This window comes from Aquabacterium sp. (genome assembly GCF_016195855.1).
In the GTDB taxonomy this organism is placed as follows: domain Bacteria; phylum Pseudomonadota; class Gammaproteobacteria; order Burkholderiales; family Burkholderiaceae_C; genus Aquabacterium.
Map to the genome: position 1 here is coordinate 1 of NZ_JACPYU010000014.1, position 24668 is coordinate 24668.

Sequence of the window (24668 nt, forward strand, 5' to 3'; positions counted from 1 at the left end):
GGTGATGTCGGCGGAGATCGGCTGCGCACCGATGCGCTGGATCATCACGGCCTGCGCCTTGTCGTAGTCGAACGAGGCAATGCGCTTGCCGGCCAGGGCTTCCACGGTGTTGACCTTGCGGTCGTTCAGCACGGGGTAGGCAGCGCCCAGCGGCGTGATGCCACCGATTTCATAGTTGCCGTCGACCATCAGCTTGGCTGCAGCAGGCGAAGCGTAGGTCTGGATGATCTTGCGGACCACGTCGTAGCTGGCGGCGATGTCGATCTTGCCGTCCTTGACGATGGTGGTGGCACCCAGTGTGTCGATTGAGCCGGCCACGGGGTTGAACTGACGGGTGCGGAAGGCGGTGGCAATGACGCCATCACATTGGCCGGTGCGGAAATCTTCGGAGGCCACGCGCTCATCGGTGTAACCCTTGAGCTCGATGTTGCCACCAAACTTCTGCATGGCCACCGCGTAGTCCTTGGCCATGTTGAAGAGGTCGCCAGCAGTGCCCAGCAAGTCGTAAACGCAAACTTTCTGAGCTGCCTGGGCGGATGTCGCTGCCCCCATGGCTACCAGCACGGCCAGGCTGGTTTGGCTCATTTTCTTGACCAACTTCATGATGTCTCCTCGATACCAAAAAAAGTCAGGGGCCCATTGACGGGACCCCTGAGCTTTGCCGATTTTCGGCACTTGAAAGTGACCACCTGTGGTGGTCTGGATCGTTAGCTTTGTAACTATATCTGGTTGAAGGTTTCTTGAGGTAAACCCCCACCCACACACACGGGGGAAGGGAATTCCCTTGGGGTTTTACCTATCGTTTATCGGTGCGGATCACTTGAGGAAGCTGTCGGCATCGACGTCGCCGCCGGCCTTCTCATCCCAGAACTTGCCCAGGCTGCCCATCGGTGTGCGCGTACCCGTGGCCTGTGTCCACATGCGGTCCGAGACGTTGACCATTTGCGATTGAGAAATCGCATCGATCAGGCGGTAGTCGGGGTTGGCCTTGAAGTCCTTGTTGGCCGTGAAGCGCTTGATGGTCTCACGCACGACGGCCTTGTCGTCCACCGATTGGGCGGCCACAGCAGCCATCACGTGCGACAGGCGAACGCCAGCTGCTTCGCCCAGCTTCATCGAGGTTTCGAAGGTGCCCTTGATGTCCTTGCCTTCACCACCACCGGGGATGATGCTCCACACGGCAGCGCGAGCCGCATTGGGTGCGCCCCACCACTTGGTGTTGTCCAGGCATTTCAAAGCCTTCTCGACCAGCGGTGCGGTGTCGGTGGGCACGCCAACGGTCTGTTGAGCCGCGATGTCGTTCTGCATGGCTTGCAGGCCGGACACGGAGCCCAGCAGATAGACCAGTTCATCGAAGTCACGCTTGAAGCGAGGGCAGTCGGTGCCGTACTTGATGAAGTACTTCTGCTCCATCTTGGTCCGCATGCGGTAGAAGGCCGTGTACTGGCGCTCGGCAGCGACAGCCAGCAGGCGCTTCTGGGCGATGCGGGCATCCTGCGCCTCGTCAGCACGCTTCTCGCGAGCAGCACGCATGTAGCGCATTTCTTCGGCGATGGCCTGGTTCTCAGAGCACACACCAGCGGAAGACATCAGCACGGTTTCCATCAGGGATGGGTCGCCGTAGAAGTTGCGTGCAGCGCCAACCAGCGGGCCGTTGACGGTGGCAAAGCTGCAGGCCATTTCCACGTCGCGTGTTTGCAGCGTGGGTGGGGTGAAGCCGTCCTCCAGGATGCTGAGGGTCGTGCCGCTCACGTTGGATTCGATCAGGGCGCAGCCACCCATGGTCATCGCCGAAATGGCCAGCACGGTCGACGTGAGCAGGCGGTTAATCCGAGAGGTCATCAAGAAGTCTCCAACAAGAATCATCAGTGTTCACCAGCTTCGGGGCCAGAGCCGGTGTGTTGTGGCCGACGTCCTTCAAGGGCGTGGGGCAAGGTCCATTTGTCACGTGGCAAACCTCGTCCCGGGTCCCTGAATCCATCGTGTACCTGGCTTTTACCAGGCACTTTGGGCGCATCTGCCAATGCCAAAAATTCCACGAAATTCTAGCCCCCGCAGGGGGTGCCCCCTCTGTTGGAAACCCTAGGGATAGCCCCTGAATGGCAAGCGAAAGTGAATAAAAAAAGCCCGTCAGTGACGGGCTTCGAGCGCAGTGTGCAATGTGGTTCAACGAATGGGCTTGAAGCGCACACGCTTGGGGCGTGCGCCTTCTTCGCCAAGGCGCTTCTTCTTGTCTGCTTCGTATTCCTGATAGTTGCCATCGAAGAAGAACCATTGCGAGTCGCCTTCGCACGCGAGGATGTGCGTACAGATGCGATCGAGGAACCAGCGATCGTGGGAGATGATCATGGCGCTGCCGGCGAACTCCAGCAGGGCGTCTTCCAGTGCGCGCAGGGTTTCGACGTCCAGGTCGTTGGAGGGCTCGTCAAGCATCAGCACGTTGCCGCCCTGAGCCAGTGTCTTGGCCAGGTGCAGGCGACCACGTTCACCACCGGACAGGTTGCCCACCAGCTTCTGTTGATCGTTGCCCTTGAAGTTGAAGCGGCCCAGATAGGCGCGCGAGGGCATCACGAACTTGCCCACGACGATGTTGTCCAGGCCGCCCGAAACGTCCTGCCACACGGTGTTGTCGGCAGCCAGGCCTTCACGGCTCTGGTCCACGAAGGCCAGTTGGGCGGTCTTGCCGATCACGACTTCACCGCTGTCCGGTGTCTCGACGCCCTGGATCATGCGGAACAGCGTGGACTTGCCCGCGCCGTTGGGGCCGATGATGCCGACGATGGCGCCAGCGGGCACCTTGAAGCTCAGGTTGTCGATCAGGCAGCGGTCGCCAAAGGACTTGGTGACGTTCTTGAACTCGATGACCTCATTGCCCAGGCGTTCGGCCACGGGGATGAAGATTTCGTTCGTCTCGTTGCGCTTCTGGTATTCGACGTCGCTCAGCTCTTCGAAGCGGGCCAGACGGGCCTTGCTCTTGGCCTGGCGGCCCTTGGTGTTCTTGCGAACCCATTCCAGTTCCTGCTTCAGGGCCTTGGCGCGTGCGTCTTCGGTCTTCTGTTCGGCCTCCAGGCGCTTTTCCTTGGCCTCCAGCCAGTCGGAGTAGTTGCCCTTGTAGGGGTGGCCGGCGCCACGGTCCAACTCGAGGATCCACTCTGCAGCGTTGTCCAGGAAGTAGCGATCGTGGGTGATGGCCACCACAGTGCCGGAGAAGCGGCTGAGGAACTGCTCCAGCCAGTCCACGGACTCGGCGTCCAAGTGGTTGGTGGGTTCGTCAAGCAGCAGCATGTCGGGCTTGGACAGCAGCAGGCGGCACAGGGCCACGCGGCGCTTTTCGCCACCGGACAGGTTGCCGATGACGGCGTCCCAGGCGGGCAGGCGCAGGGCGTCGGCGGCCAGTTCAAGCTGCAGGTCGGTGTTCTCGGAGCCGCCAGCGGCGATGATGGCCTCCAGCTCACCTTGTTCGGCGGCGAGGGCATCGAAGTCGGCGTTCTCTTCGGCGTACGCGGCGTAGACCTCGTCCAGGCGCTTCTTGGCGGCCAATACGCCGCCGATGCCTTCTTCAACGGCTTCGCGGACGGTCTGCTCCGGGTTCATCACGGGTTCCTGAGGCAGGTAGCCGATCTTGATGCCAGGCATCGGGACGGCTTCGCCCTCGATGTCCTTGTCCACGCCTGCCATGATCTTCAGGAAGGTGGACTTGCCGGAGCCGTTCACCCCCAGCACGCCGATCTTGGCGCCCGGGAAAAAACTCAGGGTGATGTCTTTGAGGATCTGACGCTTCGGGGGGACGATCTTCCCGACGCGGTTCATTGTAAAAACGTACTGGGCCATGGCGCGCTCGCTCGAAGCGAGTAACTTGGATCAAACCGCGTAGCTTAAGGCAAGCAGCGGCCCTTTGCGTTTTTTCGGGGCGTTTATCCGCGGCCTTTATCCGCGGTGATTCATCCGCGCAGGCGCATGATCAGGTTTTCTGCCTCGGTCATGGCCTCGCGCTGGGCGTTTTCGTCGGTCATGAAGGCCAGCTCCTGCAGTGACATCTTCAGGTTCATCAGGCCGTCTCGCAGGCTGAACAGGGCGGCTTGAACCTCTTGCAGCTGAGTCTGGCTGGGTTCGGGGGCGTTGTGGTGCGACATGGCCTGGATCTCCTGCCCCCATCAGTACTGTCTTTGCCGAGCGAGGGGCGAGGCGCTACGGGCATGCAGGCACTGTAGCCCTGCGCCTGGGGATCGGGTAGCGCTTGATTAAGGGGTGATGAAAGGGGACTGCCGGGATGCGGGGCTCAGTTTTGCAATGTGGGTTGGCTGGCCAGCCAGGCCATGACTTTTTCTGGCTCGGTGTCCAGTGCCCATTGCTTTCGTCGTCCGGATGCGCCTCGCAGCAGTTCAACCTGGCTTTGAGGGATGCCCATTTCCTTGGCCAGCCATTTGCGCAGTGCGTCGTTGGCGGCGCCATCTACCGGTGGGGCGGCCAGCCGCACGCGCAGGGCCCCATCGTGCCAGCCCACCAGCTCGGTCTTTTTGGCGTTGGGTGAGACGCTGATGTCCAGCACGGCGCGCTGGGCCTTGCCCTTGCCGTCGATGCGAAGGCAGGGCCATGAAGAGGGTGGCGTGGGTGTGGTGGTGCTCATGTCGGGCCGCGTGTGCTTCGACAAAAGAAAAACCCGGCCGAAGCCGGGTTGGGAAACATCAGTTCATCACTGATGCTGATTCATGTTGAATGAATCAGGGCTTGTTGCCCGTCGGGAAAGGCCATGCGGCTTGAGGGCTCAGCGTGGTCTTTGCGGCCGGAGCGGCTGCCTTTTTAGGGGCAGGGGCAGGCTTGGCGGGGGCAGGCTTCTTGGCAGCGGCCTTTTTGGCGGGCGCCTTCTTGGCAGCAGCCTTTTTAGCCGGTGCAGCCTTCTTGACTGCAGCCTTCTTCACCGCGGCCTTTTTGGGCGCAGCCTTCTTGACAGCAGCTTTCTTGGCCGGAGCGGCCTTCTTCACTGCAGCCTTCTTGACCGCTGCCTTCTTGGCGGGTGCAGCCTTCTTCACTGCGGCCTTCTTGGCGGGTGCAGCTTTCTTGACAGCAGCCTTCTTGGCCGGAGCGGCCTTCTTCACGGCGGCCTTCTTGGCGGGCGCAGCCTTCTTCACAGCGGCCTTCTTAGCCGGGGCAGCCTTCTTGGGTGCCACTTTTTTTGCAGTTGCCATACGGATCTCCTTGATCAAGTTGCAAAGAGCACTGCACTGCGGATTGCAGTACAGGGATCCATCACCCATCGCCCCCTAGGATCTGAGCGCGGTGTGATGAATGGGGTAAGTCAGGTGGACATATCCGGGTTGATCCTTTTGCTCTTGTGCACTCTTTGCGGCACTTAGGAATCAATCCCAGGACAGGGCACCGCCCGACTGGTATTCAATAACTCGGGTCTCGAAGAAGTTGCGTTCCTTCTTCAAATCAATCATTTCACTCATCCAGGGGAAGGGGTTCTCTTCATTGGGGAACAACTCTTCCAGGCCAATTTGCGTGGCACGACGGTTGGCGATGTAGCGCAGGTAACCCTTGAACATGGACGCGTTCAAGCCCAACACACCACGTGGCATCGTGTCTTCAGCGTATCGGTATTCCAGTTCCACAGCTTTAATGAAAAGTGCCTTGATTTCTGCCTTGAATTGCGCAGTCCACAAGTGCGGGTTTTCCAATTTGAGCTGGTTGATGAGGTCGATACCGAAATTGCAGTGCATCGATTCATCGCGCAGGATGTATTGATACTGCTCGGCTGCACCGGTCATCTTGTTCTGGCGGCCCAGCGCCAGGATCTGGGTGAAGCCCACGTAGAAGAACAGACCTTCCATCAGGCAGGCGAACACGATCAGCGACTTCAGCAAGGTCTGATCGGTCTCCATCGTGCCGGTGTTGAAGTTCGGGTCCATGATCGCTTCGATGAAGGGAAGCAGGAACTCGTCCTTGTCGCGGATCGATTGAACTTCGTGGTACGCGTTGAAGATCTCGGACTCATCCAGGCCCAGCGACTCCACGATGTATTGGTAGGCGTGGGTGTGGATGGCTTCTTCAAAAGCCTGGCGCAGCAGGAACTGGCGGCACTCGGGCGCGGTGATGTGGCGGTAGGTGCCCAGCACGATGTTGTTGGCGGCCAGCGAGTCCGCTGTCACGAAGAAGCCGAGGTTGCGCTTGATGATGCGGCGCTCGTCTTCGCTCAGGCCATTGGGGTCTTTCCACAAGGCGATGTCGCGAGACATGTTCACTTCTTGTGGCATCCAGTGGTTGGCGCAGGTGGCCAGGTACTTTTCCCAGGCCCACTTGTACTTGAAGGGCACCAGTTGGTTGACGTCGGTCTGACCATTGATGATGCGCTTGTCGGCCACGTTCACGCGACGTGTCGAACCACCGGTGGTGGTTGAAGGCGTGGGTGTGTGGGTGGCCATGGTGCTTGCACTGGAGGTGCCGGATGCAACGTTGGTCAGGCCTGTCGCGAGAGGTGACGAAGCCGTGTTCCGTGCATCGCCGAGCGAAGAGGGCACAGAACCGATTGGCGTTGAAGATGATTTGGAGGAGTCGTCTTCCCAGACCAGCATGGTTAACATCCTATGGAGTCGGATTATGAAAGGGTGTTGTTAAAAACACCAAGCACTTCTTGACATGAAAGCCCCGTGGTTGTTGCGGGCTTGCATCGAAAACTTCAAGAAGGCATCGATTGAGTACGTTTTGAAGCTCAGTTCAAACCATCAGTTGAACAAGGCCTCGCATCTTTGATGAGATGTCGAGGCCTTGTCGTTGATGCTGGTTGATGAACTTACTGATGGGCTTCGATCACTGACAAGCTTCGCAATCAGGGTTGTCGATCGAGCAGAACTTGATGTCGGTTGCGGGCTCTGCTGATGCGGCTTCAACAGGTGCCGCGTCTTGCTGCGGTGCAGCGTTCATGCCGCCACCCACCATGTTGGACACGGCATTGAGCTGACCGCGAGAGACCGTCGACTTCTCTGCATGCGTGGCGCCCACGGTGCGCAGGTAGTAGGTGGTCTTGAGGCCACGCAGCCATGCCAGCTTGTAGGTCTCGTCGAGCTTCTTGCCCGACGCGCCAGCCATGTAGATATTGAGCGACTGAGCCTGGTCGATCCACTTCTGGCGACGCGATGCGGCTTCAACCAGCCACACCGGTTCAACTTCGAAGGCGGTGGCGTACAGGTTCTTGAGGTCTTCAGGCACGCGGTCGATGCGGCGCAGCGAACCGTCGAAGTGCTTGAGGTCCATGACCATGACGTCGTCCCACAGGCCCAGCTTCTTGAGATCGCGCACCAGGTACTCGTTGACCACGGTGAACTCGCCCGACAGGTTGGACTTCACAGACAGGTTGCCGAAGCAGGGCTCGATCGACGCATCCACACCAATGATGTTGGAGATGGTAGCCGTCGGGGCGATGGCCACGCAGTTGGAGTTGCGCATGCCGAACATGGCGATGCGGGCGCGCAGGGCGTCCCAGTCCATCGAGGTCGAGGTGTCGACTTCAACGTAGCCGCCACGTTGCTCGGCCAGCAGCTTGAGCGAGTCGATCGGCAGGATGCCGCGGTCCCACAGCGAGCCACGGTAGCTGGAGTAGCGGCCACGCTCTTCGGCCAGTTCGGTCGAAGCCCAGTAGGCGTGATAGCAGACGGCTTCCATCGAGCGATCGGCAAATTCAATCGCTTCCTGGCTGGCGTAAGGCGTGCGCAATTGATAGAGCGCGTCCTGGAAGCCCATGATGCCCAGGCCGACGGGGCGGTGACGCAGGTTGGAGTCACGTGCCTTCTTGACGGCGTAGTAGTTGATGTCGATGACGTTGTCGAGCATGCGCATCGCCGTCTTCACCGTCTTCTTGACCTTCTCCTGGTCGATGGCGCCATCCTTGATGTGCTGTGCCAGATTCACGGAACCCAGGTTGCACACGGCGATTTCGCCACCGTTGGTGTTCAGGGTGATCTCGGTGCACAGGTTCGACGAGTGCACGACGCCCACGTGCTGTTGAGGGGAGCGAACGTTGCAGGCGTCCTTGAAGGTGATCCAGGGGTGGCCGGTTTCGAACAGCATCGACAGCATGCGGCGCCACATGTCGGTGGCCTTCACGCGCTTGAAGAGCTTGATCTCGCCGCGATCGGCCTTGGCTTCGTAGTTGGTGTAAGCCTCTTCGAATGCCTTGCCGAACTTGTCGTGCAGGTCGGGGCAGGTGGCGGGCGAGAACAGGGTCCAGTCGCCGCCTTCCATCACGCGGCGCATGAACAGGTCGGGGATCCAGTTGGCCGTGTTCATGTCGTGGGTACGACGGCGATCGTCACCGGTGTTCTTGCGCAGCTCCAGGAATTCTTCGACATCCAGGTGCCACGATTCCAGGTAGGCGCAGACGGCACCTTTGCGCTTGCCGCCCTGGTTCACGGCCACGGCCGTGTCGTTGACCACCTTCAGGAAGGGGACGACGCCTTGCGATTTGCCGTTGGTGCCCTTGATGTGCGAGCCCAGGGCGCGCACCGGCGTCCAGTCGTTGCCCAGGCCGCCAGCGAACTTGGACAGCAGGGCGTTTTCCTTGATGGCTTCGTAGATGCCGTCGAGGTCGTCAGGGACGGTGGTCAGGTAGCAGGAGGACAGCTGCGAGCGGCGGGTGCCGGAGTTGAACAGCGTCGGGGTGGACGACATGAAGTCGAACGAGGACAGCAGTTCATAGAACTCGATGGCGCGGGCTTCGCGGTCGATTTCGTTGAGCGACAGGCCCATGGCGACGCGCATGAAGAATGCCTGGGGCATTTCGATGCGCTGACCGTTGTGGTGCAGGAAGTAACGGTCGTACAGGGTCTGCAGGCCGAGGTAGTCGAAGTTCAGGTCGCGCTCATATTTAAGCGCAGCACCCAGGCGGGCCAGGTCGAACTGCTGCATGCGTTCGTCGAGCAGCTCGGCTTCCACGCCCCTCTTGATATAGCCGGGGAAGTAGTCGGCATAACGCGTGGCCATTTCAGCGTGCGTCACCTCGTCGCCAAGGATTTCGCGGCGGATGGTGTGTTGCAGCAGGCGGGCGGTGGCGCGGGTGTAGGCCGGGTCGTGCTCGATGCGGGTGCGGGCGGCCAGGATGGCGGCCTTGTAGACCTCGTCGATGGAGACGCCGTCATACAGATTGCGCTGGGTCTCGGCCAGGATGGGGCCGGGCTTGACGTCGTCGCCCAGGCCTGAGCAGGCTTCCACGATGAGGCCTTGCAGGCGAGCCAGGTCCAGGGGGACGCGTTGGCCGCGGTCGATCACGGTCAGCGTGGGCAGGGCGGCGGCTTGCTGTGCATCAGCTTGCTTGGCGCGCTCTTGCGAACGGCGCTCGCGGTACAGCACGTAGGCGCGGGCGATTTCGTGGTGGCCACCGCGCATCAGCGACAGCTCGACCTGGTCCTGGATGTCTTCGATGTGGAAGGTGCCGCCGCTTGGACGCGAGCGCAGCAGGCCGCGCACCACGGCTTCGGTCAGGCCGTCGACGGTTTCGCGCACGGAAGCCGATGCGGCACCTTGCGTGCCATGGACGGCCAGGAAGGCCTTCATCAGGGCCACGGCGATCTTGCTGGGTTCGAACGAGACGACCGCACCATTGCGTCGGATGATCTGGTAAGCGGAGTACGCGGACTGACGCGGCTCGACCGCCACGGCGGCGGCGCCGGGCAGAACAGAGGCAGGGGTAGGCATGGTGCTGGGCGTGGACGTTTGCATGTAATTCCCTTCAGGATCGCCAGGCCGATCACGCGCATGGGTGCGGTGTCTGGCCTGTTGAAATCAGGCAGTTGTGGTCACAACTGCCAACTGCGGAGGACACTATATCTGGTGTTTGGGGTGCCGTGAAGCACTACCTGTAGTGTCTGGCCGTGACTATAACGCCTTTTTCTGCCCACCCCGCGAACAGGGGGAAAAACAAGGGAAATCGCCAATGGGGGAAGTCGGCATGACAGCCGAGCGCAAGGCGGTTAGGCGTTGCGAATCGGGGTGTTCAACCCTGCTAGCTGGGCTGTCGGCCAGTCTGTGATGGCCTGTAAATGGACCCAGTCGAAGGCCTTGCCCGGGTCGCGTTTGCGGCCTGGTGCAATGTGTTCATGGCCCGCGATCTGGTGGATGGGCCAGCGTTGTTTGAGCGCATCAAGCAGTGTGGCCAGGGCCGTGTATTGGGCCGGCTCAAATGGGGTGTCTTCCAGCCCTTCCAGCTCGATGCCGACGCTGTAGTCGTTGCAGTTGTCCTGACCTTGCCAGCAAGAACGGCCAGCGTGCCACGCGCGGTCGTCAACCGACACGAACTGCAAGATCTCGCCGGTGCGGCGGATCACGAAATGGGCTGAGACCTCGGCCCCGCGGATCTGTTCGAAATAGGGGTGGGCGTTCCAGTCCAGCTGGTTGGTGAACAGCTGTTCGATCTCGTCACCACCGTACTGCCCCGGTGGCAGGCTGATCGAATGGACCACGGCCAGCGTGATGCGGGCTTGCGCAGGGCGTGGCCCGAAGTTGGGGGAGGGCACCTGGCGTGCTGGCTCGTACCAACCGTTTCGCCAGAGGGGATGGCCGGGGTTGCCGGTGTCATCAGGCATGGGCGTTCAACCTTGCTCTGTGTCGGCGTCCGGGTCAAAGCGCTCGCCCAGCACGATGCCCTGGTCGTTGACCTGCACGCCAAGGCGCGCCATGCGGTAGCGCATCTGGCGCAGCGACAAGCCCAGGCTCGCGCCGGCCGCCGTGCGGTTGAGGCGGTGTTTTTCAAGCGCCTGCACCAGGATGTCGCGCTCGATCTGGTCCAGGTGGGCGACCAGATCGCTTGGAAGGGGCGCATGGGTCTGGGGCGTACCTGACAAGTGGATTGGCGCTGCTACTTCAACCTCGATCGTTTCCAGCGACGGTGCGGGCGTGGCCAGCCCCAGGTCCTCGGGCTCGAGGATGTGCTGGGTGCTCAAGGCCACCGCGCGGTGCAGCAGGTTTTCGAGTTCGCGCACATTGCCCGGGAAACGGTGGCTGAGCAGGGCCGATTGCGCTGCCAGGCTCAGTTGCGGCACGCCGGTCATGCCGGACTCGTGCGCGATGCGCTCCAGGATGCGCTGGCTCAGCATCGGCAGGTCTTCCAGCCTTTCTCTCAAGGCCGGCAAGGTGATCTGGATGACGTTGAGGCGGTAGAACAAGTCTTGCCTGAAGCGCCCGGCATGGACCTCGGCCTGCAGATCCTTGTGGGAGGCGCTGATGATGCGCACGTCCACATGGACTTCCTGTGTGGCCCCGACGGCCCGCACGGCCCGCTCCTGGATCGCGCGCAGCAACTTGGACTGCATCGCCAGGGGCAGGTCGCCGATTTCGTCCAGGAACAAGGTGCCGCCGTTGGCCGCCTGGAAGAAGCCTTCACGCTCTTCGCTGGCGCCGGTGAAGGCCCCTTTGCGGAAGCCGAAGAACTCCGCTTCCAGCAATTGTTCAGGAATGGCGCCGCAGTTGACGGCGATGAAGGGTTGCGATGCGCGGTTGCTGACATCGTGGATGGCGCGCGCGACCAGTTCCTTGCCTGTGCCTGATTCGCCCCACAGCAGCACGGGGGCCATGCTGCGCGAGACCTTGTCGATCAGCACCCGCACTTGCTGCATGCAGGGGCTGCCGCCAGCCAGTCGAGACAGGGCCGAGCGGCTCTTCTCGCTTGGCACGGCGACGTGGCCGGCGGAGGGGGTGGGGGCGCCGGGAGCGAGCTCTTGCGCCTGTGGCGGCGCTTCGTCGTTCAGGGCCGAAGCGATGACCGCGCGGAACTGTTTGAGGTCGACGGGTTTGGTCAGGTAGTCGTAGGCGCCGGCCTTGAGTGCACTGACGGCGTTTTCCGCCGATCCATACGCCGTGATGACGATGGCTTTTTCCGGGCGGCCTTCTGCTTCGATCTGCCTGAGGATGTCCAGGCCTGTGCCATCGGGCAGGCGCATGTCGGTGATCACCGCGCTGAAGCGATGCTCGGCCAGCAGCAGCCTGGCGTCTTCAACACTCCCGGCCGTTTCGATGTCGTAGCCTTCGCGCAGCAAGGTCAGCTCGTACAGCGTGCGCAGATCGGGTTCGTCATCCACGACAAGCAGGCGATGGTGGTTGGAGGAGCTCATGCTGTCTGGTGGATCTGGCCGTTGGGTTCAACAGGCACCGTCACGAAGAATTCATTGCGGTGGCGAACGGGCGGAGGGTGCAGGCGGTAGTCGATGTTGGCGCCATGCCGCTCGCACAGTTCACGGCAAATATACAGGCCCAGCCCCGTGCCTCGGCTGCGTGTGGAAAAGAAGGGCTCGAACAGGGAGCGCTCGGTGTCTGCCGAGACCGGTTCGCCGTCATTGGACACCGACAGCATCAGCAGCCCGGCTGGGTCAGCCGAAGGCATCCAGCGCAGGCAGACGCTGATGGCGCCGGGCTCGCCGGTGTTGTAGCGCAGGGCGTTGTCCAGCAGGTTGACCAGCACGCGCTGGAGGTGCTCTGGTTCGAAGCGGATCTTGAGGTGCGGGTAGGTGGGGGCACGCTGGCACCCGGAGGTGTCGATGTCCAACAGGCTGTCTTCGCCCATGGCCAGGCCTTGCGTGCTGCGCCAGTCGTTGCAGATCGCCACGATGGTTTCGATGGGGTCGATGGCCGGGGCGGGTGGGCGCACGCCTGGGGCAACTGCCAGGATGTCATCGATGATGTGTTTGAGGCGGGCAACGTTGTCGGTCACCAGTTGTGTCAGCTTTTTCTGGGTTGGTGTGGCGGCGTCTTCGGCGAGCAGGGCATTGGCCTGCGAGATGGCGGCCAGCGGGTTGCGGATCTCGTGCGCGATGCCGGCCGACATGCGGCCCATGGCTGCGAGTTTGTCCTGGCGCTGGCGTGCACGGACGGCACGCAGGTCCTCCAGCAGCATCACGCACATGTCTTCTGTTGTGCGCCCGCCCTTGCCTTTGGTGAAGCGCACGCGCAGGCGCAGTTCGCGCTGGGTCTGGTCGTCGAACTGGAGCTTGACTTCCTGCCCGTCTTCGGCGCGTTGGGGGTTGCCCAGCGCTTTCTCGACGGCCGCGATCAGGCCTTGCCATGACGGGACCCCGCGCAACTGAAAGGGGGCGGGGGGAAGCAGGCCTTGCGCGGCCAGCAAGCGCCTGGCAGCCGGGTTGGCCGTGCGCACACGCCCTTGGCGGTCGACCACCATCACGCCTTCGCTCATTTCCTCGATCACCAGGCGATTGAGCTGGGCTTGCTGCCGGGCGAGCTCCAGGCTGCCCCGGGCGCTGCGCTCTTCCTTGGCCAGGCGAGCAGACAGCTCGCTGGCCAGTGCGGCAATCGCAAACAGGCCAAAGCCGGTCAAGCCCGCCTGGGCCAGCAAGGATGTGAGGTTGCCGCTGTCCTGGCCTTGCAGCAGGGCGGCGCCCAGCAGGTTGAGGGTGGCTGCCGCTGCCACCCCCAGCGCCAGCACGCGGGGCATCAGCACAGCGGCCATGAGCACAGGCAGGACCAGCAGCGCCTGCGAGTTCAGGGTGCTGCCGCTGAGGTAGTGCATGGCGGCGAAAAAGCCCAGGTCAATGCCCACGCTCACGAGGGCCTCGCGTGGCCTGAGCGATTGCAGGTCAGGGCGGGTGGCCCGTGCGTGGTTGGGCCAGATCAGCAGCGCCGAGGTGACGATGGCGTAGCCCAGGGTGGACATCAGCATCCACAAAGGGGGGCGGTTGCCCAAAGCCCAGTAGCCCACGACGAGGCCAAGCAGCACCACCGCCAGTGCAAAGCGGGCTGTCAGAAAAGCCCGGTAGATGCGATGAAAGGATGGCCGGTTGGCATCGGATGCCGTGGTGTCGGCAGCGGTTGCGCCTGGCTTGCCGGTGGCTGGCGGATGAGGGTTGAGCTGCGTGCTGTCTGCGAACGCGGCTTCGGTTGAGCCTGGGTCCGCCCAGACGGTGGTGCCGGCTGCGGGGGGCTCGCCAAACCAGGATGCGTGAGAGTCTCGGGACGATGACATGGGTGCGTGGCTCAAACCTGCCTGGGGCCGGCTTGCCGGTGTGCCTGGCTGCAATAGGTTCGGCCTTGTTCGTCCTTGGTGCTGTCGCCCTCGGGGAGGTGGACGCCGCAATGGGCGCATTGCACCATGTTTTCAGCGCGAGGCGGTTCGGGTTTGGCTGCCGGCTTGGCGCCTGTGCGTTTGCCGCGCAGCGCTGGCGAGTAAAACAGCCAGATGACAAGCAGGGCGATCAGGAGGTACTTGAGCATGCTTGCCCCGCAGCGCGATCAGACCGCCGTGGAGCGGTGCAGCACCACTTCCAGCACGAAGCGGGAGCCGACATAAGCCAGCAGCAGCAGCGCCGAGCCCGCAACCAGCCAGCGCACCGCCTGGCGGCCCCGCCAGCCAAAGCGCGCCCTGCCGATCAGCAGCACGGCAAACACCAGCCACGACAGCACGGAGAAGATGGTCTTGTGGTCCCAGCGCCACGGCGTGGCAAACAAGGCCCCCAGCAGCAACGTGAGGCTGAGCATCACGAAACCCGCACCGACAAAACGCAGGGTCAGGGACTCCAGCCGCAAAAGCGGCATGCCCAGGGCCTGCCCGGATGGACTGGGCCTGGGGATCTGGCCTGACACCGGCTTGGCGCGCAGTTGTTTTTCGGCATGACGCAGCAGGGCCGCATGCAGCAGCGCAGCGCCGATCAGGCCGTAGGACGCAAAACCGGTCAGCCAGTGGAGTGGGGCCAGGGGGGGCACGTTTTGCGGATGGGTTTGCCCGGGAAAGAGCCAGGCCAGCGCCACGGCGATGGCGGCCAGCAGCGCCAGAGCGCGCCGCACGCTGGGTAATCCCAGCCGGCGGTTCTCGATGGCATAGACTGCGAGCACCAGCCATGTGGTCACAGACAGGGCTGGCGCAAAGCCGAAGCGCGCATGCAGGGTGGGGCCGTCAAACGCAACCGTGTCCAGCAGGATGGCCAGGGCCTGAGCCAGCCAGCCCAGGCACAAGGCAGCCCAGACGGGCCGATCCTGGTTTTTGTCCTCGCTGGAGGTACGTTGAGGCCATGCACTGGCCACCACATAAGCCAGCACCGCCAGGCCACTGGGCCATGACGTGAACGACGTGAACGAGGCGAGCGATAAAATCATGTGACGAGTTTAAGAGCACAAGCAGCTATTTCATGGCATCCAACCTCACTGAACGACTGAGTCGCCTGGTTAAAACCATGCGCGGCCAGTCCCGCATCACCGAAGCCAACGTGCAGGACATGTTGCGCGAGGTCCGCATGGCGCTGCTGGAGGCCGACGTGGCCTTGCCGGTCGTCAAGGATTTCATCGCCCGAGTCAAGGAGAAGGCCCTGGGCCAGGAGGTCGTATCGTCGCTGACCCCGGGGCAGGTGCTGGTCAGCATCGTCCAGAAGGAGATGGCCGCCACGATGGGCGAGGGCGTGTCCGACATCAACCTGGCCACCCAGCCGCCGGCGATCATCCTGATGGCGGGCCTGCAGGGCGCGGGCAAGACCACGACCACCGCCAAGCTGGCCAAGCACCTGATTGAAAAGCGCAAGAAAAAGGTGCTGACGGTCTCGGCAGACGTTTATCGACCTGCCGCCATCGAGCAGCTCAAGACCGTGACGGCGCAAGCTGGTGCCGAGTGGTTCCCGTCCGACCCCAGCCAGAAGCCGCATGACATTGCGCTGGCCGCGATCGACTACGCCAAGCGCCATTACTTTGATGTGCTGCTGTTCGACACGGCCGGCCGTCTGGCCATCGACGAAGTGCTGATGACCGAGATCAAGGACCTGCACGCCTTGCTCAATCCGGTCGAAACCCTGTTCGTGGTGGACGCCATGCAGGGCCAGGACGCGGTCAACACCGCCAAGGCTTTCAAGGACGCCCTGCCGCTGACCGGCGTGGTGCTGACCAAGCTGGACGGTGACTCGCGTGGTGGTGCCGCACTGTCCGTGCGCCAGATCACGGGCGTGCCCATCAAGTTTGCCGGTGTCTCTGAAAAGATCGACGGCCTGGAAGTGTTCGACGCCGACCGCCATGCCGGCCGCGTGCTGGGCATGGGCGACATCGTGGCCCTGGTCGAAGAAGTGACAAAGGGTGTCGACATCGCTGCGGCGCAAAAGCTGGCCGACAAGGTCAAGGCCGGTGCCGATTTCGACTTCGATGACTTCCTGGCCCAGATCAGCCAGATGAAGAAGATGGGCGGGCTGTCCGGCCTGATCGACAAGCTGCCCACCGAGCTGGCCGCCAAGGCCGGGCAGGCCGACATGGGCAAGGCCGAGCGCGACATGCGCCGCATGGAAGGCATCATCAACTCGATGTCGGCCAAGGAGCGCCGCCAACCTGCTTTGCTGATGGATGGCAAGTCCAAGGCCAGCCGCAAGCGCCGCATTGCACAAGGTGCGGGCGTTCAGATTCAGGATGTCAACCGCCTGCTCAACCAGTTCGAGCAGATGCAGACCATGATGAAGAAGATGAAAGGCGGCGGCCTTTTCAAGATGATGAAACGCATGGGTGGCATGAAGGGCATGCCGGGCATGGGCCGCTGATACGGCTTGTCACGACCCTGTCTGTAAACCCGATTGACCCTCTTTGGGGTGCCTGTTAGCGTGTGTGACTTGTGTTGCGTGTGCAACCGAGGCCTTCAGTCGATCCGTTTGGTAGCCGAAGAGCCTGATGAGTCCGGGTGTTGGTTGCCCGTGGTGAGCTTGGGCAGGAAGGCCTGAAAAATGATGGACATGGTATCGACTTGGCCGGTTTTGGTCGCCAGCATTCTGGGATCTGCAGGCATTGCGGGTGCGTGGTGGTACAGCAAGAATCACCAGGCTGCCTCCGGGCGGGCAGGGCGTGGTGATGCACCGCGCTCGAAGTCCAGGCAGGAAGGCAAGGCACGTTTTGGCCGCAAGAGCGGGCCCAGCATGCAGGACAACCTGGACACCCTGATGGACTGGGAGCCGATGGCCACCCGCGTGTTGACCGTGAGCGAGCGTGATGCTTATCACGTTCTACGCAAGGCCATGCCCGATCACGTCATCCTGGCGCAGGTGCCGGTGGCACGTTTCATCAAGGTGCCCACCAAGAATTCCTACAGCGAATGGTTGCGCCGAGTCGGCTCCCTGTGCGCTGACCTGGTGGTCTGCGACATGGCCTCGCAGGTCATCGCGGTGGTGGAGATCCGCCAGCCCATGTCACGCGAGAAAGAGCGCAGCCAGCGTCGCCATGCCCGCATGGACCGTGTGCTGCAAGCGGCGCGCATTCCTGTTCATGTCTGGCTTGAAGGGGCACTGCCCGGGGCCGCCGTGGCCCGCGAAGCGATTCTGGGCGCGGCCATCAACACATCGGGTCGCTCTGGCTACCAGGACGTGACCGTGGCGCGGCGTGATGCCGAAGCCGCTGCCGTGGTGGCTTCCATGCAGAGCCCGACTGGCGCCATGAACGGCATGAGCGTCAACGAGACGGTGGATGTGGCACTGGATGAATGGGCCTATGCCGACGACACGCCCGAGAACGAGCGCAAGGAGCCGCCGCCCTCCACCTGGTTCGATGATCTGGATTCGGACGCGATGCCGCTCGATGCGCCGCCTGTGGCGCGTCGCCACTGACTGATCAACTGATCGGTCCAACTGATCGGCCCTGCTGACGGCGACGCTCGTCGTCGCAGGGCCTTGATACTCAGGCCAGCAGCGCCTGGGCAAATTCGCGGGCACTGAAGGTCTGGAGGTCTTCCAGCTTTTCGCCCACGCCAATGAAGTACACCGGCACGGCACTGTGACGTTGGCGCGACCACAGCGCGATCGCCGCCAGCACGCCACCCTTGGCCGTACCGTCCAGCTTGGTGACGATCAGGCCGGTCAGGCCCAGCGCCTCATCAAAGGCCTTGACCTGTGACAGCGCGTTCTGGCCCGTGTTGCCATCGACCACCAGCAGCACCTCGTGCGGGGCGCTCTCCATGGCCTTGCCAATCACGCGCTTGACCTTGCGCAACTCTTCCATCAGGTGCAATTGCGTGGCCAGGCGACCGGCCGTGTCGGCAATCACCACATCGCAGCCGCGTGAGCGGCCGGCCTGGACGGCATCGAAGGTCACGGCAGCGGGGTCGCCGCCTTCCTGGCTGACGATTTCCACATGATTGCGATCAGCCCACACCAGCAACTGTTCGCGCGCAGCAGCGCGGAAGGTGTCGGCCGCAGCCAGCAGCACCTTCTGCCCGGCGTCAGACAGATGGCGCGTGAGCTTGCCGATCGACGTGGTCTTGCCAGCCCCGTTGACCCCGGCCACCATGATGACGGTGGGCGTGTGCAGGCCCACGACCAGCGACTTCTCCAGCGGTTGTAGCAACTCGGTGATGGCATCGATCAGCAGACCCTTGACCTGCGAGGGATCGGTGGCCTTGGTCTCCTTGACGCGGTGCTTGAGGTCGGCCAGCAGGTGCTCGGTGGCCGCCACCCCCGCATCGGCCATCAGCAGGGCGGACTCCAGCTCTTCATAAAGCGCGTCGTCAATCTGTGTGCCGGTGAAAACCTGGGCGATGCTGGAGCCCGTCTTGCGCAGGCCGGCGCGCAGCTTGTCCAGCCAGGAGCGGCGCTCTGGTACTGGCGCAGGCGCTGACGGAGCCATCGCAGGCTCGACGGGCGCGGCTTGCGCAGCCGGCGCATGAACAGGGCGCTGCTCAGCAGGCGAAGGGGGGGCTGCCCTGGCCACCACCGCGGGCGCGGTCGCAGGCTGCGCGGGAGCCGCAGGCACACCACCCACCTTGTCGGCATCGCCGGAGGGCTGAGCGGGTGTGGACTCAGGCTGAGCGGAACCCCATCCCAGCTTTTTCTTGATGAAACTGAACATGGGCACATTGTAAGAGGCATGGGTTTTTACAATACGTGCCAACACACGACTGAACAACATGAGCGCAACACGCCCCCCCAAACCCAGCCCGATCAAAGGGCCGCAGACCAAAGCGGTTCAAGCCGTGGCCCGGACCGCCGCGCAGGAAGTGCGCATCATCGGTGGGCAGTGGAAGCGCTCTGTCTTGCCGGTGCCGGTGTCAGCGGGCCTGCGCCCCACGCCCAGCCGCGTGCGTGAAACCTTGTTCAACTGGCTGGGGCAGGATCTGTCGGGTTGGCGTGTGCTGGACGCCTTCGCTGGCAGTGGCGCATTGGGTTTTGAGGCCGCATCGCGTGGGGCCGAGGACGTGCTGTTGCTGGAGCGTGAGCCCGGCCTGGTGCGCAGCCTGCAAGCAACGCAGGCCAAACTCAAGGCGACCCAGGTTCGGGTGATGCAAGCCGATGCCATCAGCTGGATGCGTCAGGCGCGTCAGGCAGGGCTCTTTGATCTGGTCTTTCTGGACCCGCCTTTTGATGAGGGGCTGTTCTGGGCTGCCCTTGAGGGGGCACTCAACTGTGTGCCGGATGGTGGCTGGATCTACCTGGAGTCGCCTGCCTTGCTGCCGCAGTTGCCCGAAGCTGATCAACATGCCCAGCTGATAGCCCAACTGGCGCCGCACCGACAGGGGCAGGCGGGCGCAGTGCACTTTCACCTTTTTCGACGCGTGGCTGCTCAGCCGGCTTGAGCACGCCTCACAAACTGCACCTTACACTGCGACCTGTCGCGCCAGATCCGGCTGCTCAGGCGCCTTCACCATCGGAGCCCCGATTGACCTCATCCAAGCTGACCGCCGTCTACCCTGGTACTTTCGACCCCATGACCCTGGGGCACGCCGACCTGATGCGTCGCGCCAGCCACCTGTTTGGTCGCCTGATCCTGGCTGTGGCAGCCGGCCATCACAAGCGCACGATGTTCTCTGTTGACGAGCGTCTGGCCATGGCCAAGGAGCTCGCGCGTGACTATCCCAATGTCGAGGTCATTGCTTTCTCAGGGCTGCTGCGCGATTTCGTGGTCGGGCATGGCGGCAAGGTGGTGGTGCGTGGCCTGCGTGCCGTCAGCGACTTCGAGTACGAATTCCAGATGGCGGGCATGAACCGCCAGTTGATGCCGGATGTCGAGACAGTGTTCCTGACGCCCTCGGATCAATACCAGTTTGTGTCGGGCACCTTTGTGCGCGAAATCGCCATGCTCGGTGGCGATGTGTCCAAGTTCGTGGCGCCCAGCGTGCTGGCGCGCCTGCACGAACGCGTGAACCGCAAGGCCGAGTGAGTCGTCGCCGAGCAAGCAAGGTAGAAGTACATGGCCCTGACCATCACCTCCGAATGCATCAACTGTGATGTGTGCGAGCCCGAGTGCCCCAACCAGGCCATCTCGATGGGCGAGACCATCTATGTGATCGACCCGGCCAAGTGCACGGAGTGCGTGGGGCACTTTGACGAGCCCCAGTGCATCCAGGTCTGCCCGGTGGAGTGCATCCCGGTGAACCCGGAGCACATCGAGTCCAAAGATCAGCTGTGGGCCAAGTTCCGGCGCTTGCAGGAGCAGGCAGCCTGAGCGACCGGGCTCTCTCGTTTTTGCCCACAACTGCTTCAGGGCCGAATGGGCGAGCCCTGGCTGTCCAGGGTGCCAGCTCGGCCGGTCTGCTTTTTCTCTGACCTGAGTTTGACCGCGCGCGTCTGGTCGCTGATGGGTTTGGGCCTGTGGTCGTTGGCTGTGGCCTTGATGACGTGCGGCTTGTTCTTCGACAGTGACACGGGCCGTTCCAGGCTGGCCATGCGCTCCTCATGGCGGCGCTCGCGTTGCATCTGCCTGGCCAGTTTGGTGTCGCGCAGGTTGTTGTTGCGTGCCTGGCGCAACTGGCTGGCGCTTCGGTCGTCCGCCATCTGCTTGAGCTCGGCTTGCCCTTCGCAGGCTTGCTGGCTGTAAGAGACCACGCCGGCCGGGCTGGTGCAACGCCAGGTCTGGTTGGCCTTGGCGGGCTGGGTGCTGTGGGTGGTTTGGGCGTGCGCCATGGCGCCGATGCCCAGCAGCAGGGCGGCTGCCACCATGGCGACCCTGCGCTGGCCTGGCGTCTTGATGATGATGCGTGTCCGGGATGTCATGAACCTTCCTCCTTGTTTTGTATGTGGTCCAGGCAATCCGGCTGGCGTGGTGCTCAGCCTGGTGGCGCCTCGGGGGGCGTCTTGCCTGATTCAATGGGCTTGTCTGCCGGCTCCTTGCGGGGTGGCTTGGGGCGTGGCGGTTGGGCATGCACCACCGTGACGGCCTTGTTCATGTCGCCCGCCAGCATGGCGTCGACGGCATCCAGCGACTGGCTGATGCATTTGAAGATGGCTTCACGCTCTGACTGCGGCGGCTTGCGCAGCACGAAGTTGGCCACCTCGTGTTTGACGCCGGGGTGGCCAATGCCCAGACGCAGACGCCAGTAATCGGGGGTGCCCAGCTGGGCGTGGATGTCACGCAGGCCGTTGTGGCCGCCATGGCCGCCGCCCTTTTTCAGCTTGACCTGCCCGGGCAGCAGATCGAGTTCGTCGTGCACGACCAGCACTTCTTCCGGGGTGATCTTGAAAAAGCGGGCCAGTGCGGCCACCGATTTGCCAGACAGGTTCATGTAGGTCTGGGGCTGCAGCAGCCACACAGGCCCTTGCGGCGTGTTCGCGCGGGCCACCAGGCCATGGTAGGCGCGGTCGGGCAGCAGGGTGACACCCAGGCGGCGGGCCAGGTCGTCAATGAACCAGAAGCCGGCGTTGTGGCGGGTGTCTTCGTATTCCGGGCCGGGGTTGCCCAGACCTACAAACAGTCGAATCATGATGGGTGCGGATTATCTGAGTGGCATCCACAAAAAGAAAAGCCCCGCCAAAGCGGGGCTTGACTGACTGCGCAATGGCAGAGGTACAAGAATTACTTCTTGCCCTTCTTGCCCTTGGCGGGTTCGGCAGCGGCCACGGGGGCGGCAATGACTTCTTCCACGGGCTCGACCACGGTGGCCAGCGTCGGGGCCTTGCGGCCGTGCGTCAGCACCTTGATGTGGGCAGCCAGGCCCAGGTCGTCCACGCCGAAGGTCTGGCCCTTGACGGCCTTGCTCAGGTCGCAGGTCAGGAATTCAGGCAGCTGTTCAGCCAGGCACTCGATTTCCAGCTCGGTGGTGACGTGGTTGATGATGCACTTGTCAACCTTGACGGCAGGCGACTCGGCCTCGCCCACGAAGTGCACGGGCACCTTCTTGTGGATGCGCGTGGTGGCGTCGATGCGCTGGAAGTCAACGTGCAGGACCAGAGGCTTGTAGGGGTGAGCCTGGTAGTCACGCAGCAGGACCTTTTCAACCTTGCCATTCAGGTCCATCTCGAGGACGGACGAGTGGAAGGCTTCCTTGCGCATGGCGTGGTACAGCGCGTTGTGGTCCAGCTCGATGTTCTTGGGTTCGGCGCCAGCACCGTAAACGATGCCAGGTGTCTTGCCGGAAATGCGCAGGCGGCGGCTCGCTCCGGTCCCCTGCAGGCTACGCTCGAAGGCGGTGAATTTCATGGAGTACTCCAAGTTGGTATAGCGCCCGCGACCAGGCGCTGTAAAAAGACCGAACCTGCGACGGCCCGGTCAACGAAAACGGATCAGAAGTTGTTGTTCTGTTCCGAGAAAAGCGACGTCACCGACTCACCATCGGTGATGCGGCGGATGGTTTCCGCAAACAGGAAAGCGGTGGTGAGCTGGCGGATCTTGCCGGTGCCCTTGGCGCTGTCGTTGAGCGGAATGGTGTTGGTGATCACGACTTCGTCGAGATGCGAATTCTTGATGCGCTCGATGGCGGGGCCGGAGAACACGGCGTGCGTACAGTAGGCGTACACGCTCTTGGCGCCGCGCTCCTTGAGCACTTCGGCAGCCTTCACCAGGGTGCCGGCGGTGTCGATCATGTCGTCCATGATCACGCAGTTGCGGCCGTCGATTTCACCGATGACGTGCATCACTTCGGACACATTGGCCTTGGGGCGGCGCTTGTCGATGATGGCCAGGTCGCAACCCAGTTGCTTGGCCAGCGCACGGGCGCGCACCACGCCACCGACGTCGGGCGACACGACCACGAGGTCTTCGTACTTCTTGGCCTGCAGGTCGGACAGCAGCACGGGCGAAGCGTAGATGTTGTCGACGGGGATGTTGAAGAAGCCCTGGATCTGGTCTGCGTGCAGGTCCATGGTCAGGACGCGGTTGACGCCGACGGCTTCGAGCATGTTGGCCACGACGCGGGCCGAGATGGGCACGCGGGTCGAGCGCGGGCGACGGTCCTGGCGGGCGTAGCCGAAGTAGGGGATGACGGCCGTGATGCGTTGGGCAGACGCGCGCTTGAGGGCGTCTGCCATGATCAGCAGTTCCATCAGGTTGTCGTTGGTGGGGGCGCAGGTGGACTGCACCACGAACACTTCGCGACCGCGGACGTTCTGCTGGATCTCGACCGTGGTTTCACCATCCGAGAAGCGGCCCACCGAGGCCTTGCCCAGCGAGATGCCGAGGTTGGTGGCGATTTCCTGGGCGAGCGCCGGGTTGGCGTTGCCGGTGAACAGAACGGTATCGGAGAGCATGGCGGGCCGATCGTAGAACGTGGGACTGATGGCGAAAATAGCATCTGCCCAGCACCTTGCCCTGAGGAGTTCCTGACTGCGGTCAGGAATAACAGCCTTCGCGGAAGGTGTAGGGCAGGTGATGTTCGATCAGTGGATCGAACGAATTATTTGGCAGGGGAAGAAGGATTCGAACCCTCGTATGTCGGAATCAAAATCCGATGCCTTAACCAACTTGGCGATTCCCCTACACAGGACACAGCGCATTGATGTATTGCTACTTCATTGTGCTGCAACCTTGTAAGCTGCACTCTTGTTCAGAGCCTCGCATTATAGCCGGTTTTTCGTGTCATTCAAGTCTGTTGCTCAGAATCTTCACTGTTTAATTTGCAGATCAATCAGGGATCGAATCAAGCAAATCAAGCAGTGGATGCTGAATCAGACCGCGACTGACGCGACCGACCCATGCGGGATCATCCAGGCCCAGATCGGCTGGCTGGAGGCTGGGTGTCTGGCGGCTGGTGTCTGTGGTGATCCACGAAAACACCGTGCTGCCTGAGCCCGTCATCCGGCTGTTGCCGAAGCGGTTCTGCATGATCGCCAGCGCTTGACTGATCTGACTGCTGTAAGACTCTGCGGGAGCCTGCAAGTCGTTTCTGCCAAAGCACCGGGGCGCTGCAAGAAAGTCTTCGACTATAGCATGCTTTGTGTCGCGCTTGAGGGATTCGTTGCCGAAAATCGCCACGGTGGGGATCGCAACAGGCGGTTTGAGCAGGGCCAAAGGGGTGTTCAGCACGCCGGCGGGCAACTTGATCGGGGTGATGGATTCGCCAATGCCTTCGACCCAGGCGTTGCGGCCACGCACAAAGAAGGGCACGTCGGCGCCCAGCTTCACCGCCAGTGCCTCCAGGCGTGTGCGTGACCAGTTCAGGCCCCACAGCTGATTGAGCGCCAGCAGCACCGTGGCCGCATCGGAGCTACCGCCACCCAGGCCTGCGCCCCAAGGCACCTCTTTGTGGATGCGGATGTCGCAGCCTTGCGAGGTGCGGCTCTCAGTCTGCAGCAGCCTGGCGGCCTTGAGGCACAGGTCGTCGTCAGGCAGTCGCACATTGAGGTCGTGGCGACGTAACTGACCATCGCTGCGAGTATCGATGTGCAGGGTGTCTTGCCAGTCGATCAGCATGAAGACGGACTGCAGCAGGTGGTAGCCGTCGCTGCGCCGGCCCGTCACGTGCAGGAACAGGTTGATCTTGGCGGGAGCGGGCAGGTTGTGCAGGCTGGGCATGGCGC

The 24668-nt window shown here is 62.5% G+C and carries 24 protein-coding genes and 1 tRNA gene; 5 read left to right on the plus strand and 20 right to left on the minus strand.

All coding sequences use genetic code 11. The features are described 5' to 3' along the window. The 13 genes from HY019_RS11705 to ccsA form a co-directional block, all read right to left on the minus strand. Positions 1–603 (minus strand): putative solute-binding protein (locus HY019_RS11705; RefSeq protein WP_290692244.1); only part of this gene is annotated, 603 nt, incomplete at its 3' end. Positions 604–816: 213 nt separating this feature from the next. Continuing rightward, the gene (locus tag HY019_RS11710) at positions 817–1842 is read right to left on the minus strand and encodes a hypothetical protein (RefSeq protein ID WP_290692246.1); all 1026 of its coding nucleotides are present in this window, start codon (positions 1840–1842) and stop codon (positions 817–819) included. Between the two features lie 324 nt (positions 1843–2166). Continuing rightward, positions 2167–3831, minus strand: a complete 1665-nt coding sequence (gene ettA / locus HY019_RS11715) for an energy-dependent translational throttle protein EttA (protein WP_290692248.1) — start codon at positions 3829–3831, stop codon at positions 2167–2169. A 110-nt stretch (positions 3832–3941) separates the two neighbouring features. Then, on the minus strand, positions 3942–4133 hold the full coding sequence (locus HY019_RS11720) for a hypothetical protein (protein ID WP_290692251.1): 192 nt from the start codon (positions 4131–4133) through the stop codon (positions 3942–3944). Between the two features lie 146 nt (positions 4134–4279). Next, the gene (locus HY019_RS11725; protein ID WP_290692253.1) at positions 4280–4627 is read right to left on the minus strand and encodes a DUF167 domain-containing protein; all 348 of its coding nucleotides are present in this window, start codon (positions 4625–4627) and stop codon (positions 4280–4282) included. A gap of 94 nt (positions 4628–4721) precedes the next feature. Continuing rightward, positions 4722–5186, minus strand: a complete 465-nt coding sequence (locus tag HY019_RS11730) for a histone H1-like DNA-binding protein (RefSeq protein ID WP_290692255.1) — start codon at positions 5184–5186, stop codon at positions 4722–4724. A 171-nt stretch (positions 5187–5357) separates the two neighbouring features. Continuing rightward, positions 5358–6572: a ribonucleotide-diphosphate reductase subunit beta gene (locus tag HY019_RS11735; RefSeq protein ID WP_290692257.1), complete on the minus strand. Its 1215-nt coding sequence runs from the start codon at positions 6570–6572 to the stop codon at positions 5358–5360. A gap of 235 nt (positions 6573–6807) precedes the next feature. Further along, positions 6808–9687 (minus strand): ribonucleoside-diphosphate reductase subunit alpha, encoded by a 2880-nt coding sequence (locus HY019_RS11740; RefSeq protein WP_290692481.1) that lies wholly within the window; start codon positions 9685–9687, stop codon positions 6808–6810. Positions 9688–9962: 275 nt separating this feature from the next. Further along, complete coding sequence (ampD, locus tag HY019_RS11745) at positions 9963–10574, minus strand: 1,6-anhydro-N-acetylmuramyl-L-alanine amidase AmpD (RefSeq protein ID WP_290692259.1); 612 nt, start codon at positions 10572–10574, stop codon at positions 9963–9965. Between the two features lie 6 nt (positions 10575–10580). Continuing rightward, a complete protein-coding gene (locus HY019_RS11750; RefSeq protein ID WP_290692261.1) occupies positions 10581–12098 on the minus strand; it encodes a sigma-54 dependent transcriptional regulator in 1518 nt (505 codons plus the stop codon). Then, positions 12095–13960 carry an ATP-binding protein gene (locus tag HY019_RS11755; protein WP_290692263.1) on the minus strand — a complete coding sequence of 622 codons (1866 nt, stop codon included), beginning with the start codon at positions 13958–13960 and terminating at the stop codon, positions 12095–12097. The genes HY019_RS11750 and HY019_RS11755 overlap by 4 nt, the downstream gene beginning before the upstream one ends. A gap of 11 nt (positions 13961–13971) precedes the next feature. Further along, entirely contained in the window at positions 13972–14208 is a 237-nt protein-coding gene (locus tag HY019_RS11760; protein ID WP_290692265.1) for a PP0621 family protein, read from the minus strand. Positions 14209–14226: 18 nt separating this feature from the next. Beyond that, positions 14227–15087, minus strand: coding sequence for a cytochrome c biogenesis protein CcsA (gene ccsA, locus HY019_RS11765; RefSeq protein WP_290692268.1), 861 nt, complete (start codon positions 15085–15087; stop codon positions 14227–14229). Between the two features lie 32 nt (positions 15088–15119). Here ccsA and ffh point away from each other — a divergent pair, with 32 nt between their 5' ends. After that, the gene (ffh, locus tag HY019_RS11770; protein WP_290692270.1) at positions 15120–16499 is read left to right on the plus strand and encodes a signal recognition particle protein; all 1380 of its coding nucleotides are present in this window, start codon (positions 15120–15122) and stop codon (positions 16497–16499) included. A gap of 189 nt (positions 16500–16688) precedes the next feature. Beyond that, on the plus strand, positions 16689–17552 hold the full coding sequence (locus HY019_RS11775; RefSeq protein ID WP_290692272.1) for a DUF2726 domain-containing protein: 864 nt from the start codon (positions 16689–16691) through the stop codon (positions 17550–17552). Between the two features lie 70 nt (positions 17553–17622). Here HY019_RS11775 and ftsY read toward each other — a convergent pair whose 3' ends face one another. Continuing rightward, positions 17623–18789: a signal recognition particle-docking protein FtsY gene (ftsY, locus tag HY019_RS11780; protein ID WP_363302769.1), complete on the minus strand. Its 1167-nt coding sequence runs from the start codon at positions 18787–18789 to the stop codon at positions 17623–17625. A 58-nt stretch (positions 18790–18847) separates the two neighbouring features. On the opposite strand from ftsY, the gene rsmD reads away from it, so the two are divergent. The 3 genes from rsmD (at position 18848) to HY019_RS11795 (ending at position 20382) form a co-directional block, all read left to right on the plus strand. Continuing rightward, positions 18848–19513, plus strand: coding sequence for a 16S rRNA (guanine(966)-N(2))-methyltransferase RsmD (gene rsmD, locus HY019_RS11785; RefSeq protein WP_290692274.1), 666 nt, complete (start codon positions 18848–18850; stop codon positions 19511–19513). An 83-nt stretch (positions 19514–19596) separates the two neighbouring features. Beyond that, positions 19597–20097, plus strand: coding sequence for a pantetheine-phosphate adenylyltransferase (coaD, locus tag HY019_RS11790; protein ID WP_290692276.1), 501 nt, complete (start codon positions 19597–19599; stop codon positions 20095–20097). Between the two features lie 30 nt (positions 20098–20127). Then, complete coding sequence (locus tag HY019_RS11795) at positions 20128–20382, plus strand: YfhL family 4Fe-4S dicluster ferredoxin (RefSeq protein WP_290692278.1); 255 nt, start codon at positions 20128–20130, stop codon at positions 20380–20382. A 35-nt stretch (positions 20383–20417) separates the two neighbouring features. Here HY019_RS11795 and HY019_RS11800 read toward each other — a convergent pair whose 3' ends face one another. From HY019_RS11800 to ispE, 6 genes are all read right to left on the minus strand, one after another. Then, positions 20418–20930 (minus strand): hypothetical protein, encoded by a 513-nt coding sequence (locus tag HY019_RS11800; protein ID WP_290692280.1) that lies wholly within the window; start codon positions 20928–20930, stop codon positions 20418–20420. A gap of 53 nt (positions 20931–20983) precedes the next feature. Further along, entirely contained in the window at positions 20984–21637 is a 654-nt protein-coding gene (gene pth, locus HY019_RS11805) for an aminoacyl-tRNA hydrolase (RefSeq protein ID WP_290692282.1), read from the minus strand. 92 nt (positions 21638–21729) lie between these two features. Then, the gene (locus HY019_RS11810) at positions 21730–22353 is read right to left on the minus strand and encodes a 50S ribosomal protein L25/general stress protein Ctc (RefSeq protein ID WP_290692284.1); all 624 of its coding nucleotides are present in this window, start codon (positions 22351–22353) and stop codon (positions 21730–21732) included. A gap of 83 nt (positions 22354–22436) precedes the next feature. Beyond that, complete coding sequence (locus HY019_RS11815; RefSeq protein ID WP_290692286.1) at positions 22437–23399, minus strand: ribose-phosphate pyrophosphokinase; 963 nt, start codon at positions 23397–23399, stop codon at positions 22437–22439. A 151-nt stretch (positions 23400–23550) separates the two neighbouring features. Continuing rightward, a tRNA-Gln gene (locus HY019_RS11820) sits at positions 23551–23627 on the minus strand. Positions 23628–23772: 145 nt separating this feature from the next. After that, positions 23773–24663, minus strand: a complete 891-nt coding sequence (gene ispE / locus HY019_RS11825) for a 4-(cytidine 5'-diphospho)-2-C-methyl-D-erythritol kinase (protein WP_290692288.1) — start codon at positions 24661–24663, stop codon at positions 23773–23775. Positions 24664–24668 lie beyond the last annotated feature (5 nt).